General features: G+C 58.9%; 11 protein-coding genes and 1 riboswitch. Of the genes, 9 read left to right on the top strand and 2 right to left on the bottom strand.

Annotated features, from left to right (window positions below; genetic code table 11):
* Nucleotides 1–417: 417 nt before the first annotated feature.
* From FLT43_RS15295 to FLT43_RS15280, 4 genes are all read left to right on the top strand, one after another.
* On the top strand, nucleotides 418–1,386 hold the full coding sequence (locus FLT43_RS15295) for a carbohydrate ABC transporter permease (protein WP_244194335.1): 969 nt from the start codon (nucleotides 418–420) through the stop codon (nucleotides 1,384–1,386).
* Between the two features lie 24 nt (nucleotides 1,387–1,410).
* Entirely contained in the window at nucleotides 1,411–2,241 is an 831-nt protein-coding gene (locus tag FLT43_RS15290) for a carbohydrate ABC transporter permease (protein WP_087444444.1), read from the top strand.
* 100 nt (nucleotides 2,242–2,341) lie between these two features.
* Entirely contained in the window at nucleotides 2,342–3,715 is a 1,374-nt protein-coding gene (locus tag FLT43_RS15285) for an ABC transporter substrate-binding protein (RefSeq protein ID WP_087444443.1), read from the top strand.
* A 153-nt stretch (nucleotides 3,716–3,868) separates the two neighbouring features.
* Entirely contained in the window at nucleotides 3,869–4,594 is a 726-nt protein-coding gene (locus tag FLT43_RS15280; protein WP_087444442.1) for a queuosine precursor transporter, read from the top strand.
* 272 nt (nucleotides 4,595–4,866) lie between these two features.
* On the opposite strand, the gene FLT43_RS15275 is transcribed toward FLT43_RS15280, so the two are convergent.
* Nucleotides 4,867–5,136, bottom strand: a complete 270-nt coding sequence (locus FLT43_RS15275) for an FAD/FMN-containing dehydrogenase (RefSeq protein ID WP_115057805.1) — start codon at nucleotides 5,134–5,136, stop codon at nucleotides 4,867–4,869.
* A gap of 157 nt (nucleotides 5,137–5,293) precedes the next feature.
* Nucleotides 5,294–5,406, top strand: a riboswitch (TPP riboswitch).
* A 343-nt stretch (nucleotides 5,407–5,749) separates the two neighbouring features.
* Here FLT43_RS15275 and FLT43_RS15270 point away from each other — a divergent pair.
* The 5 genes from FLT43_RS15270 (at nucleotide 5,750) to FLT43_RS15250 (ending at nucleotide 12,029) form a co-directional block, all read left to right on the top strand.
* Nucleotides 5,750–6,781: an ABC transporter substrate-binding protein gene (locus FLT43_RS15270; RefSeq protein WP_087444477.1), complete on the top strand. Its 1,032-nt coding sequence runs from the start codon at nucleotides 5,750–5,752 to the stop codon at nucleotides 6,779–6,781.
* A gap of 215 nt (nucleotides 6,782–6,996) precedes the next feature.
* Nucleotides 6,997–7,761, top strand: coding sequence for an ABC transporter permease (locus FLT43_RS15265; protein WP_087444440.1), 765 nt, complete (start codon nucleotides 6,997–6,999; stop codon nucleotides 7,759–7,761).
* Between the two features lie 14 nt (nucleotides 7,762–7,775).
* On the top strand, nucleotides 7,776–8,639 hold the full coding sequence (locus tag FLT43_RS15260) for an ABC transporter ATP-binding protein (RefSeq protein ID WP_087444476.1): 864 nt from the start codon (nucleotides 7,776–7,778) through the stop codon (nucleotides 8,637–8,639).
* 257 nt (nucleotides 8,640–8,896) lie between these two features.
* Nucleotides 8,897–10,429 (top strand): MDR family MFS transporter, encoded by a 1,533-nt coding sequence (locus FLT43_RS15255; RefSeq protein ID WP_087444439.1) that lies wholly within the window; start codon nucleotides 8,897–8,899, stop codon nucleotides 10,427–10,429.
* A 769-nt stretch (nucleotides 10,430–11,198) separates the two neighbouring features.
* On the top strand, nucleotides 11,199–12,029 hold the full coding sequence (locus tag FLT43_RS15250) for a TatD family hydrolase (RefSeq protein WP_087444438.1): 831 nt from the start codon (nucleotides 11,199–11,201) through the stop codon (nucleotides 12,027–12,029).
* A gap of 141 nt (nucleotides 12,030–12,170) precedes the next feature.
* On the opposite strand, the gene FLT43_RS15245 is transcribed toward FLT43_RS15250, so the two are convergent.
* Nucleotides 12,171–13,511 (bottom strand): Na+/H+ antiporter family protein, encoded by a 1,341-nt coding sequence (locus FLT43_RS15245; protein WP_087444437.1) that lies wholly within the window; start codon nucleotides 13,509–13,511, stop codon nucleotides 12,171–12,173.
* Nucleotides 13,512–13,721: the final 210 nt, after the last annotated feature.

Genomic DNA, 13,721 nt, shown 5'->3' with positions numbered 1-13,721 from the left:
TATATGTCACAGTCAACCCTAAAATTTAAAAATATTAAAATTGTGTTTTTTCTTATGTTTTTTTCTTATTGTTTCGAACTTTCTCCCATCTTATACAATCGGGAACGAAACCGCAATGCTTATTCGCTCCAGCTTATTCACCATATTTACACCAGATTCGGGCAGGGCAACCACGGTTTACGGAATTTGCACGCTCGCCGATGCCGAACTCCTCGTCTCGGGGCTGGAGCGTTTCGCTGCCCTGCGGCTTCATCATTTCTTTGCATGAAATGCAGGATCCCTTTACAAGCCTCTAATACTGGCTTTACATTTCTTCGCTATGCTGGGGAAGATGGCAGGCTGTTCTTATTCCATGCGGTAAGCGTCCATGGACTGGCAGCATGCCGCTGCGAAGCTAATGATTGGGGGGTGCCTATCGTGAAATCGACTGTAATGCCCGGTCGGGGAGCGCTGCTGTCCGCGGAGCGGACACGGAAGGCTGTGCAGGAGCAAGATGCTGCCGTCCGGCGCCGCCGCCTCTGGGAGCGAATCCGGCCCTACGCTTATATCGGCCCGGCTTTTCTGTTCCTCGCGTTGTTCTTTTTCTATCCGATGCTGTCCGTCTTTGTTCTCAGCTTCTTCGACTGGTCCCTGCTCAATCTGTCGAGCCGCTCCTGGTACGGCTGGACCAATTACCGCGATCTGTTCGCGGATCCCGACTTCGCCCATGTAATCGCCAATACGGCGATATACACGGCGGCTACCGTCGGCCTTGGACTGCTTCTGGCGCTGCTTCTGGCCTTGTGGCTGAACCGTCCGGCGCGGAGATTCGGGCTCATTCAGGGCATGCTGTTCAGCCCGCATATCATCTCCCTCGTGTCCATATCGATCTTGTGGCTGTGGATGATGGATCCCCAGTACGGCCTGCTGAACAGCGTGCTGGAAGCATTCGGCCTTCCCGGCTTGCCTTGGCTCGCGGATCCGGGCACTGCTCTGCCTTCGCTCATTCTCGTCGCGCTCTGGAAGGGAGTGGGTTACAACATGATCGTGCTGATTGCCGGCTTGCAGAGCATCCCGCGCGAGATTCATGAAGCCGCCCTGCTGGATAACGTTTCACGCTGGCGCGTCGTGTGCCAGGTTACGATTCCGCTTTTGTCGCCAAGTCTGTTCTTCCTTCTCATTATGAATACGATCAGCTCCTTTCAGGTCTTCGACACGATCAGCATCATGACTCAAGGCGGCCCCGTGAACAGCACCAACATGCTTGTCTACTACATTTACGAGCAAGGGATGGAGTTCTTCAACGGCGGCTATGCCGCTGCCGGATCGGTCTTGCTGCTGGCCGCCGTCGGACTGGTGACGCTCGCGCATTTCGCTCTGCTCGGGCGCCGGGTCCATTACCACTAAAAGCAAGAAAAGGAGGCAGCCAATATGCACAATCTGGTCCGCCGATGGCCGTTCCGCTTGCTGGAAGGCCTCATGCTCGCATTGATAGCAGGCATGTTTCTCTTTCCGTTCCTGTGGATGCTCGTGACCGCCTTCAAATCGAAGCCGGAGGTGCTGCAATTCCCGCCGGCGTGGATCCCGCAGGAATGGAGATGGGACAATTTCGCGGCGGCATGGAACTCGGGTCCGTTCGGCCGCTATGTGCTGAACAATGTGATTGTTGCCGTCAGCATTTTGGCACTGCAGCTGTTTACCGGCATTCCGGCGGCTTATGCCTTCGCCCGCTTCCGCTTCAAGGGAAGGGGAGTGCTCTTCAGCCTCGTGCTGCTGGCGCTCATGATCCCGTCGCAGGTCGTGTTCCTTCCTATTTATGTGCAGATGAGCGGGTGGAATCTGATCAACACGCTGTGGGCGTTAATTCTTCCTTTCGGCGCGAGCGCCTTCGGCATCTTCCTCATCCGGCAAGCATTCATGCAGATACCGGAAGATATGATGGAGGCGGCCCGGCTCGATCATGCCACCGAATGGACGATAATGTGGCGCATCGCGCTGCCGATGGCGAAGCCTGCCGTGACGACGTTTGCGCTGTTCAGCCTCATTTACCACTGGAATGATTATTTCTGGCCGCTTATTATGACGAATCAAGCCGCGATGCGGACGCTTCCGGTCGGCATTGCGATGCTGAAGGAGACGGAAGGCATCAGTGCGTGGAATGTGTTGATGGCGGGCAATCTGATGCTTGTCGTTCCGGCGCTGCTGCTATTCGTGCTGGCACAGCGGCATATAATGAAGGCTTTCGTGTATACCACCAAATAAAGCTTCTTGCAGGAATCAATCACACATCAAACATTCACACATCTAACAATCGTGCATCAATCAATCGCGCATCAATCAATCGTGAAGGAGATGAAGAAGGATGAATTCGAAGGTCTATCGTGGGAAGCGAATGCTGTCAGCCGTGCTGGCGATGATGATGGGGACGGCGGCATTGTTGTCCGGCTGCGGCGGGACGGCAGCAGGCACGTCCTCGGGAAGCGGAGCGGATTCTCAGAAAGGGGGCCTTGCCCCGGCGCCGGCGGCGCAGACCGCTTCCGAACCGGCTGCTGGCACGTCTGTAGAGATTGACTTCTGGTACTCCCTGGGCGGGGCGAATGGCGAACTGATTGAAGCGATGACGGCTGACTACAATGCGTCTCAGGATCAAGTGTTCGTCCGACCGGCCTATCAGGGCGATTATTATACGAACCATTCCAAGGTGCTGGCCGCCGTCGCGGCAGGCAATCAACCTGATGTCACGATGATCGAGGTCGCTTCGGTCGGGGCGTTCGCGGACGCGGGCGTTATCGAGCCGTTGTCGCCGTATACGCAAGGCGCGGAGACAGACTATATCGACGGGCTGATGGGCAACTCCTACTGGAAGGATGAGCTGTACGCCATCCCCTTCAACCGTTCGACGCCTTTGCTCTACGTGAACAAGACGCTTCTGAAGGAGGCGGGGCTCAACCCGGAGGGCCCGAAGACATGGGCGGAGCTGGAGGAATTCGCCCGCAAGCTGACGAAGCAGGAAGGGGGGAAGACGGTTCGCTACGGCTTCTCCACGCCGATCGACATCTGGTTCTATGAAGCGCTTGTATTTCAGAGCGGCGGCAGCATATTGACGGAGGACAATAAGCAGCTTGCGCTTTTGAACGAAGCGGGGAAGGCGCCGCTCGAATTCTGGTCGCGCATGATTAAGGAAGGCATCATGAAGAATCCGCCGGGCGAGAAATACAACGCCTGGGACGTGGCTAAGCAGGACTTCGTCAACAGGCAGGTAGCCATGATCTTCACGTCGACGGGCGATCTGAAGGGCTTGAAGGAGACGGCCGGATTCGAGGTCGGGACCGCCTTCCTGCCGGCTAACAAGGACTATGGCGCTCCGACGGGCGGCGCGAACCTGGCCGTGCTGGCGGCATCGTCCCCGGAGAAGAAGCAGGCGGCGTGGAAGTTCATTCAGTGGATGACCGCTCCGGAGCAGACGATTCGCTGGTCCCAAGGCTCGGGGTATATGCCGGTCAGCAAGGCCGCGCTGGAGTCGGACACCTTGAAAGAGGCCTTTGTCAAAGATCCGAACTTCAAGGTCGCGATCGATCAGCTCCAATATGGCAAGGCGCGTCCGATGGTCCCCGGTTATAAGGAATTGCAGGAGGTCATCATGACCGAGATTCAACGGGTCATCCTCGGCCAGGCGACACCCGACGAAGCGCTGCAGGCGGCGACGGACAAGGCGAATAAACTGCTGCGCAAATGACGGGCGGCAGGCCGGACGAGGAGAGTGAGGGAAGGAAAGCAGGGAGTTGTGGGCATTGGCAATTGACCTGGTCTATGGTAAAGTATACCCCTGTGTGCCATCACACCGCGGTTCGCAACCATCCCGCGTAATCAAAACTAGGGGGAATACCGAATGTTCAATTTTATATGGGGGATATTGTTTGTCCTTGCCAATTTCGGCTTTTTTCTGCTGTGCTACCGTTTGTTCGGCAAGAATGGCTTGTTCGCCTGGGTCGGCGTCATGACCATCGTCGCCAATATTCAGGTCGGCAAGACGATCGAGATGTTCGGCATCGTGATGACGCTGGGGAACGCGGCCAATGCCAGCCTGTTCATGACCTCGGATCTGCTGAACGAGAAATATGGACCGAAGGAAGCGCGCCGCGCGGTTTGGTTTGGATTTTTCATGCTCATCATGACGACGATTATCATGCAGATGGCCCTGGCCTTCATTCCGCAAGGAGATGAGATTGCCCAGACGGCGCAGGCGTCGCTGGCGCATATTTTCGACTTGATGCCGCGGGTCGCCGCAGGAAGCCTGACTGCCTATCTCGTCAGTCAATTTCTCGACGTCAAGCTGTTCAGCATGCTGCGGGAACGGTTTCCCAAGTCGGGCCAGCTATGGATTCGCAGCAACTGGAGCACGGGAATCAGCCAATTGGCGGACTCGCTCGTCTTCTGCACGATCGCGTTTGCCGGCTATTACGAATGGGATGTGTGGATTCAAATTTTGTTGACGACCTATGTCGTCAAGCTGCTGCTGTCGGTAGCGTCAACGCCGTTTTTGTATTGGGCGAGAAGCTTCCGCGTGCCGGGAATGGAATCGTCCGCTGGCGCGGAACGCAGCATGGACAGATGATTAGTTGCAGGAGAGATACCCGCCTGGCTTCGCACACAAGATGCGGAGTCGGGCGGCTTTTTTGTGAATGGAAAAAGACAGGCTGGCCGGCGAGCATTTTTGACAAATTGCGCCATGTTTCACATGGAACGTTTTCTGGAGAAAGTCCGTTCATAGCAGAACGTCAAAACCCCGTTAGCGCAGTCCATGTCCCTGTTCACCGCACCAAAAAGGGGTTCCTCCGTCTATTCCCGGCTGGAACCCCTTGCTTCATTTGATGATTGATGAACCAATCAATACCAGTGTCGGTTCTGCATCATCTGATCATGCATCATGCCCCTGCGCATCATGCCTTGGCTGCGGACAGCTTCGCGATCCGCGCCGTGGCAGTGTTGAACCATTTGCTCCAGCTGGGTATCGGTCATGTCCGGGTGCATCTGCTTCATATGGGGGAGCATTTGGTCGTAGCCGCTGCCGTCGCTGCCGGAACCGGAAGCATATACCGCAGTTCCGAAGATGAGGGCGATCGCGGTTGCTCCAACCCATACAAGTCGTTTTTTCATAAAGACATCCCTCCCGGGGATATGGTAACCGAGCTGAAGGCGGCTCGCTATGTGCTTCGTCACAGGGCAGGCATGGAACATGCGCTTCTGGTGCTGCCTAACGACTGGACAAGGGAGCGAAGCAGGGATATAATTGCAGGTGACACGGCAACTGAATATGCATACTAGGGGGGGCTGGAATAAGGCCGGCTGAGATCGTATCCCGTGAAGATACTGACCCTTACACCTGATCTGGGTAATGCCAGCGTAGGAATGAGAATGGCGTCGCACCACGCCGAACGGTGGGTGTGTTCCTTTGTGGTCGGAGATTCCGATGCACCGCATTCGTGTTCAAGACGCGGTCGTGCAGACGGATTGCTCTTGCATGGAACGCGCCGTTCAGTTCGATCTGCCGCCATGCATGCGCATAGGTAATGGATAGCGTAAGCGCCCCGATGAGGGGCGCTTTTTTGGATCCGCGCAATGTCTTACGCGGCCGCTCAAGAGGGAGGGGCCTTGGCAGGGCGTATTCTTGCCGGGTCAACCGATCTTTTGCCAGATAGAGAGCATGGCCATCTGTACCGCCCGTCTGACGGGCGAATCGGAAAGGGGAAGAGGAAGAAGGATGAGAAGCATGCGTGCAGTAAAAAGAGGAGCGCTTGGACTTGCCTTGGCGCTCATGTTCATGTTGACAGCCTGCGGGGGAGGAGGCGCTGCCCCGACGCCGCAAGGAGACGGGGGGCAAGGCGCCGAAGCGCCGAAGGAACTGCGCGAGATTACGTTCGTGCTGGAATGGACGCCGAACACGAACCATACCGGGGTGTATGTCGCCCAGCAAGAGGGGTACTTCGAAGCGGAAGGGCTAAAAGTGAACATTATCCAGCCCGGCACGGGCGGAGCCGATGCGATGATCGCGTCCGGCGCCGCGCAATTCGGGGTCAGCGTGCAAGAAAGCATTACGCTGGCGCGCACGCAGAATGTGCCGATCGTATCTCTGGCGGCCATTATTCAACATAATACGTCCGGGTTCGCTGCCCCGAAGGACAAGCATATTACGTCGCCACAAGATTTCGAAGGCAAGACGTACGGGGGCTGGGGCTCGCCCGTGGAAGAAATGGTGCTGCGGACGCTCATGCAGCAGGAGGGCGCCGACTACGACAAGATCAAGAATATCAATATGGGCTCTGCCGACTTTTTTACGGCGGTCAAAAAAGATATTGATTTCGCCTGGATCTTCTACGGGTGGACGGGCATTGAGGCCGAGCTGCGCAACGAGCCGATCGATATGATGTATGTCAATCAATATTCGGATGCGCTCGACTACTACACCCCGGTCATCGCCACAAGCGAGAAGCTGATCGAGTCCGATCCCGAGCTGGTCAAGGCATTCATGCGGGCGGTCTCCCGGGGATATCAGTATGCGATTGACAATCCGGAGCAGGCGGCAGAGATTTTATTGAAGCAGGTGCCTGACCTGGACAAGGAGCTGGTTATGGCCAGCCAGCGCTGGCTCAGCCCGAAATACCGCGACGATGCCCCGCGTTGGGGAGAGCAGAAGCGGGAAGTGTGGGATAACTATACGAACTGGCTCCTGCAGAACAAGCTGATGGAGAAGCCAATCGATATCGACAAGGCGTTCACGAATGAGTTCCTGCCTGAAGCCTGAGGCAGACGCTGCTCAGGGAACGGGCGATGACAGCGGGCGATGATGGCGTTAGATAATTGAGGGCGGATAATCCGTGCAAGGGTGTGCCCTCTCCGGGACGAATGATTCGAGCCGGGATCGGCATAAAGAGCGGGATCAGCAGCGAGAGGAGGAGTTGGCATGAGGAGGAAGAACGGCATAGGTGCGGCAGGAACGTGCAGGAAGGTGGCGGCGGGATGAAAAGACGGCTTGCAACGGCGGGACCGCCCGTGGCGGCCCTGCTGCTGTTCATCTTGGCGTGGCAGATTGGCGTCATGCTGTTCGATGTGGAGAAATGGATGCTTCCGAGCCCGCTTGATATTGCGCGGGAAGCGGCGGCCAACGGCAGCGGCATTCTGCTGCACGCGCTGGCTACCCTGAAGCTGATGCTGATCGGCTTCGGAACCGGAGCGGGGATCGGCCTGGCGCTCGCTTGCCTGCTCCATCCCCTTCCTTGGCTGAAGCGCGCGATCTATCCGCTCATTATATTGAGCCAGAACGTGCCGACGATTGCGCTGCTGCCCTTGCTGATGCTGTGGTTCGGCTTTGGCCTGCTGCCGAAGGTAGTCGTCATCGCGCTCGTCTGCTTCTTCCCGGTCTGTGTCGCCGCCCTGGACGGCCTGACCCAGACGGATCGGACGATGCTTCATTATATGCGCATGACGGGGGCGACCCGGGCGCAGCTGTTCTGGAAGCTGGAGCTGCCGCACGCGCTGCCCTCCGTCTTCTCGGGCTTGAAGATCGCCGCCACCTACAGCGTGATGGGAGCGGTGATCGCGGAATGGCTCGGAACGGATCGGGGCATCGGCTATTATATGATGCTGCAAAAAGCGGCCTACCGCGTCGACCGGATGTTCCTCGGCATCGTCGTCATCATTCTGCTCAGTCTGGCGATGTTCGGAGCGATTCGCCTGCTGGAGCGGATGGTCATCCGCTGGCGGCCCGAGGAGTACGAGAAATGAGGGAGGGAAGCGCTATGAAGGCAATGGCCAACTTGGCCGAACCACTCGGAGAAGCTGCCGGGCTGGCTTCCGCGCCGCCGCCTGCTCTGGAGCTGGACGAGGTCGACATGTCCTATCCGGGGACGAACGGCCGCGGCGAAGGACGGCTGCAGGTGCTGGACCACGTGTCGCTGCAGGTGAAGCAGGGCCAATTCGTCTCCATCATCGGCCCCTCCGGCTCCGGCAAAAGCACCTTGTTCCATCTGATCGGAGGGTTGCTGCGACCGGATGGCGGCCATATCCGGATGAACGGGCAAGAGGTAGCGGGCCGGACGGGACATGTCGGCTACATGCCTCAGCAGCCGGCGCTCTTCCCATGGCGGACAGTGGAGCAGAACGTCATGCTGGCCCAGGAAATTGGCGGCCGGCCGAAGAAGGAGGCCCGCGCGGAGGCGCGGCAATGGCTGGCGAATATCGGCTTGTCCGGCTATGAGCGGGCGTATCCGCACGAGCTGTCCGGCGGCATGCAGCAGCGCGTCGCGTTCCTGCGCGCTCTGATGAGCCCGCATGAGCTGATGCTGCTCGACGAGCCGTTCAGCGCGCTCGACGCCTTAACCCGCAGCGAGATGCAGCGCTGGCTCATCGGCCTGTGGGAGCAGCACCGGCGCTCCGTGCTGTTCATTACGCACAGTATCGAGGAAGCGCTGCTGCTCTCCGATACGATCTTTGTATTCTCAAGCCGGCCCGCGCGCGTGCTGCGGGAGGTGGCTGTACCGTTCCCGCGTCCGCGGCGCGAGGCGCTTACGGGGGAGGATTCTTTTCTCCGCTTGAAGCGGGAGCTTGCCGGGCTGCTCCAGGAGGCGCAGCGGCAGGGGACAGGCGGAGGGAATCTTCAATAAGGGCAGAGGGACGGCGAGAGCCGTCCCTCTTTGGCTTGGGAAGGGGGAACATAAACCTGATTCTCGCAGATTTTCTCAGATTCTCTCGTTAAGGAATTTCCATCTTTTGTGGCAAATTCAGGCGAATAACTTTTACTGGTAAATGGAAAGTTGACGCTATATAATAAGTTATCCCGGCTTCGGCAGCGAAGTGATAGCGGGTGAATCAGGACCGGCTTCCGAAGCCGGTGCGGTACATACAAGGAGGGAAATGAGATATAGTGGCTCACAAGAGCAACTTGAGCTTGGTGGTGGCAGCACTCCTGCTCGGGATTCTGATGGCAGCGATGGACAATACGATCGTCGCGACAGCGATGCCGACGATCGTCGGCCAGTTGGGAGGCTTCGAGCTGTATGTCTGGGTCACCTCGGCGTATATGGTCGCGACCATGGCGGGTATGCCGATCTTCGGGAAGCTGTCCGATATGTACGGCCGCAAGCGGTTTTACATTTTCGGCCTGATCGTCTTCCTGGCCGGCAGCATGCTGTGCGGGACGGCAGACAGCATCATGATGCTGGCGATCTACCGCGCCATCCAGGGAATTGGCGGCGGCGCCCTGATGCCTATCGCTTTTACGATTATTTATGATGTCTTTCCGTTAGAGCAACGCGGCAAAATGACCGGCATGTTCGGAGCGGTGTTCGGCATTTCCAGTGTGGCGGGGCCGCTGCTCGGCGCTTATATTACCGAATATATCGGCTGGGAGTGGGTGTTCTACATCAACCTGCCTCTCGGCATTGTATCTTTGTGGCTGATTGCCCAGTTCTATCGGGAGAGTGCGGCGAAGTCGAAGCAGCGCATTGACTGGGGCGGCGCGGTTACGTTGGTGGTCGCCGTCGTCAGCCTGATGTTCGCGCTGGAGTTGGGCGGCAAGGAGGGATATGAATGGAACTCTTTATTCATCATCGGGTTATTTGCCTCCTTCGCCATCTTCCTGATCGCGTTCATTTTGTTCGAACTGAATGCGAAGGAGCCGATTATCTCCTTCGCTCTCTTCCGGCGTCGGCTGTTCGCCTCCAGCCAAGGGGTCGCTTTTTTCTACGGCGTCACGTTCGTCATCGCGACGGTCTATATTCCGATGTTCGTGCAGGGCGTGTACGGCGGGTCGGCCACGAATAGCGGTCTCGTGCTGACGCCGATGATGATCGGTTCCGTCGTGACGAGCTCGATCGGCGGAATTCTGGCCGCGAAGACGAGCTTCCGCAAGCTGATGATCGTCTCGGGCATTCTGTTCACGGCAGGCATCGTGTCGCTTAGCACATTGTCTGCGGATACGCCGCGCGCATTGATCACCTTGTACATGGTGCTGACCGGACTCGGGGTCGGCTTCTCCTTTTCCTTGCTCGGGATGGCTTCCATGCATGGGATGAGCTACCACCAGCGCGGAACGGCGAACTCGACTTCGTCCTTCTGCCGTTCGCTCGGCATGACGATCGGGATTACGGTCTTCGGCTCGCTGCAATCTTCCTTGTTCAGCGGACGGCTGAAGGACATGATGCCGGGCGGAGCGATGCCAGCCGACATCATGCCGGAGGAGCTGCTGCGCGGCGGAGGCAGCGCCAACCTGCCTCCGGAGGTCAAGGAGAGCATGGCAGCGGCGTTGGCCGACTCGATCGGCGGCATCTTCACCTGGGCCTTGATTCCGGTCGGCCTGGCGCTCATCTGCATCGCCTTGATGGGCAAGGCGCGCATGATGGACGATGCCGCCGGCAAGGGCTCCGGCGCCAAATCGGAAGAAGCGGTGTCCTGAGCAGGACCGGTGCTTATCGCTGCAGCCGTTGATCGCTGCGCTGCCTGAATGGGAGCGCAGCGTTTTTTTTAGTATCGGGAGTATCGGGTGATGAAGGTTGGCTAGTACCGCATACTGTGTCTTGCCTATGCGGCCTGCTGCGCTGTCTGGATCATGACTGTTTTGCCAGTGCGGCGTGCTGCGCTGTCTGGAGCGTGACTGTTTTACCTGTGCGGTATGCTGCGCTGTCTGGAGCGTGACTGTTTTGCCTGTGCGGCGTGCTGCGTTGTCTGCATCAGTTACTGTCATGTACCTACCGCATGCTGGCCTGTCTGGATCGTATACTGTCTCATCCGCCCCCATAACGTGCCAACCCGCAGCAATCCTGCAATATTGCAGCATTATTTTTGAGGTAATATCGCTGCAATGGCATTCCTGCAAAATTACATGATTTTTCCCAGGTGCAGCCCCAAATGACCTATATTCGACGGAATTGATGTAGTTTTGCAGGAGTTTCTTTATTTAGAAGTGTTTTCGGTGTAAAATACTGCGTTCTTGCAGTATTAGATAAGTCGAACTGTTTAAAATGAATCTACTCAGTTAGAATCAGCCGGAACATAAGGGGGCGGGGTTCGCTGCTCGGACGGTAATCACGTACGGCAGGTACGTTCGGCGGCTGCTTTTGGCAGCTGCGCACGGCATTCACGCACGGTAATCACGTACTGCCTCCCCGTACGATAACCCCGTTTTCCGGCATCTATGCATACTAGGAAGAGGAGATGTGCGGACAATGGAAGGAAGATACACTGCCATGAACACGGAGCGGCTCCGCTTCATGGATGCCCATATCCATCTCGACGGATATGGCCCTGAGCAGCGGCCGCTGCTGGAGCAATCGCTGGAGGCGAAAGAACTGGACGGCGTCATCGCCGTGTCGATGGATGCGGCCTCGTGCCGCGAGGTGCAGCGCTGGGCGGAGCGGTATCCGGGGCGGGTTCACCCCGCGTACGGCTTCCACCCGGAGCAGCCGCTGCCTTCGGAACAGGAGCGGAGCGCGCTCCTGCAATGGATGGACGAGCGCCGCGATGCGATGATCGCCATCGGCGAGGTCGGCCTGCCCTATTATATGCGGCAGGAAGCCCTACGCGCCGGGGACAGCGAGGCAGCCTTCCCCGGCGGCGCTTATCTGGAGCTGCTGGAGGCCTTCGTGCAGCGGGCTGCCGCGTGGGATAAGCCGCTCGTGCTGCACGCGGTCTACGACGACGCGCCGCTCGTCATCGATCTGCTGGAACGGTACAGTGTGCGCATGGCCCACTTCCATTGGTTCAAGGGAGACGTGAAGACGACGGAGCGGATGGCCGGGAACGGTTACTATATCTCGTTCACGCCGGACCTTGCCTATGAGGCCGAGATCCGGGAGCTGGCGCTTCGCTACCCGGCCGACCGCGTCATGACGGAGACGGACGGCCCCTGGCCGTTCGAAGGGCCATTTGCGGGGCAGATCACGCTCCCGCTGATGGTACGCGACGTCGCCGCGTCATGGGCCGCGCTCCAGCGCCTGGAGTTCGGCGAGGCCGCGGCGCTGCTGCGAGCCAACGCGAAGCGCTGCTACGGCGTATAGCCCTGGCTGCGCAAGCTAAGCGAGAGCTTGCCAGCGAGGAGCTGCCCCGGGAGCTAGGAGCCTGCCTTGCCAGGCGCCTGCGCTGCGAGCCAGGACCTTGCGCAGCAGGCTCTTCCGTGCGACCCGGGGGCTCCATCCAGCCTACAGCATCATGGCTGCGAGGAAGCCGAACAGCAGGAGGGGCACGTTGTAGTGCAGGAAGGTCGGCACGCAAGTGTCCCATATATGATCATGCTGTCCGTCGGCGTTCAGGCCGGCGGTCGGGCCCAGGGTGCTGTCCGAAGCCGGAGACCCGGCATCGCCCAGTGCGGCAGCCGTGCCGATGAGCGATATCGTCGCCAGCGGGCTGAAGCCGAGCTCGACGCACAGCGGCACGAAGACGGTCGCGATCAGCGGAATCGTCGAGAACGACGAGCCGATGCCGAGCGTGACGAGCAGCCCGATGGCAAGCATCAGGATGGCTGCCAGCGCCCGGTTGTCGCCGACCATGCTGACGGCCTCCTTCACGAGCGACTCGATGTGGCCGGTCTCGCGCAGCACCGCGCCGAGGCCGGCCGCCGACATCATGACGAAGCCGATGTAGGCCATCGACCGCATGCCGTCGGAGAGGACGCGATCGGCCCGGCCGCGCGGCATGACGCGCGAGAGCAGCAGCACGGCCAGCCCGGCGGCCGCGCCGTAGATCATCGAGCCCGTGCTTAATTGCACGGCGAGCATGGCCGCGATGGCCGCGATGCCGGCTCCGGCAGCGAAGCTGCGGGCGGCAGGGGGGGCCCCATCGGGTGCGGCAGTCGGCTGGGGCTGGGGCGCAGCCCCCTCGGCATAGTCCCGCGGCTTGCGGTAGCTGATCATCATAGCGAACAGCAGGCCCGCAATCATCCCGAGCGCCGGAAGCAGCATCGCCTTCGGCAGCAGGGAAGCATCGACGGCCAGGCCGTTCTGCGTCATATTGCTTGCCACGATATCGTGGAAGATGGCACCGAAGCCGACCGGCAGAAGCATATAGGGCGTGATCAGCCCGAATGTGAGCGCGCACGCGACGGCCCGCCGGTCCAGCCGCGCCGCATTGAACAGCATGAGGAGCGGCGGGATAAGGACGGGAATGAAGGCGATATGAACGGGCACCGCATTTTGCGACAGGCAGGCGATGCCTGCGATCGCGGCCAATACGCCGTACCGGACGGAGGCGCGAACCGGGCCGCTGTCCGATCGGGCCCGGACGAGCCGCACCGCGCGGCGCACCAGACGTTCAGGCAGCCCCGTCTCGGCCAGCCCGGCGGCGAATGCGCCGAGCAAGGCATAGCTTAGCGCAATGCCGGCGTTGTCCTTCAGCCCTTCGGAGAAGGCAGCGATCGTGTCCGAGATCGGCATCCCTCCGGACCAGCCGCCGATGATGGCGGACACGAGCAGGGCGAGGACGACATGGACTCGCAGCAGGCTTAATCCGAATAATACCGCGAGAGAGAGAAGAACCGCATTCATGTAAAAGATCAACCTCACTTGATGATAATAATTAATTAAAACATTACCACGTTACCAGAGTAATGTATAACGTTTCCCGTAATCCATTTTATGACAGTCAGGTCTTGATCTTGTTCTCGGATCGCCTCTCTTCCTTAAATATAGCGTTCTGCGGGCATGCTCACACACAGCAACCAACGACATCGCGATGGCAGGGCCGTTCCTCGAGTC

The organism is Paenibacillus thiaminolyticus (assembly GCF_007066085.1).
Taxonomy (GTDB): Bacteria; Bacillota; Bacilli; order Paenibacillales; family Paenibacillaceae; genus Paenibacillus_B; species Paenibacillus_B thiaminolyticus.
The sequence above is the reverse complement of the archived record's forward strand: the minus strand, read 5'-3'. Positions and strand labels throughout refer to the sequence as shown.

What these genes read in the sequence shown, in the direction of transcription:
- FLT43_RS15290 (WP_087444444.1), top strand. Translation starts at nt 1,411, where the DNA reads ATGCACAATCTGGTCCGCCGATGGCCGTTCCGCTTGCTGGAAGGCCTC.
- FLT43_RS15285 (WP_087444443.1), top strand. Translation starts at nt 2,342, where the DNA reads ATGAATTCGAAGGTCTATCGTGGGAAGCGAATGCTGTCAGCCGTGCTG.
- FLT43_RS15280 (WP_087444442.1), top strand. Translation starts at nt 3,869, where the DNA reads ATGTTCAATTTTATATGGGGGATATTGTTTGTCCTTGCCAATTTCGGC.
- FLT43_RS15275 (WP_115057805.1), bottom strand. Translation starts at nt 5,136, where the DNA reads ATGAAAAAACGACTTGTATGGGTTGGAGCAACCGCGATCGCCCTCATC.
- FLT43_RS15270 (WP_087444477.1), top strand. Translation starts at nt 5,750, where the DNA reads ATGCGTGCAGTAAAAAGAGGAGCGCTTGGACTTGCCTTGGCGCTCATG.
- FLT43_RS15265 (WP_087444440.1), top strand. Translation starts at nt 6,997, where the DNA reads ATGAAAAGACGGCTTGCAACGGCGGGACCGCCCGTGGCGGCCCTGCTG.
- FLT43_RS15260 (WP_087444476.1), top strand. Translation starts at nt 7,776, where the DNA reads ATGAAGGCAATGGCCAACTTGGCCGAACCACTCGGAGAAGCTGCCGGG.
- FLT43_RS15250 (WP_087444438.1), top strand. Translation starts at nt 11,199, where the DNA reads ATGGAAGGAAGATACACTGCCATGAACACGGAGCGGCTCCGCTTCATG.
- FLT43_RS15245 (WP_087444437.1), bottom strand. Translation starts at nt 13,511, where the DNA reads ATGAATGCGGTTCTTCTCTCTCTCGCGGTATTATTCGGATTAAGCCTG.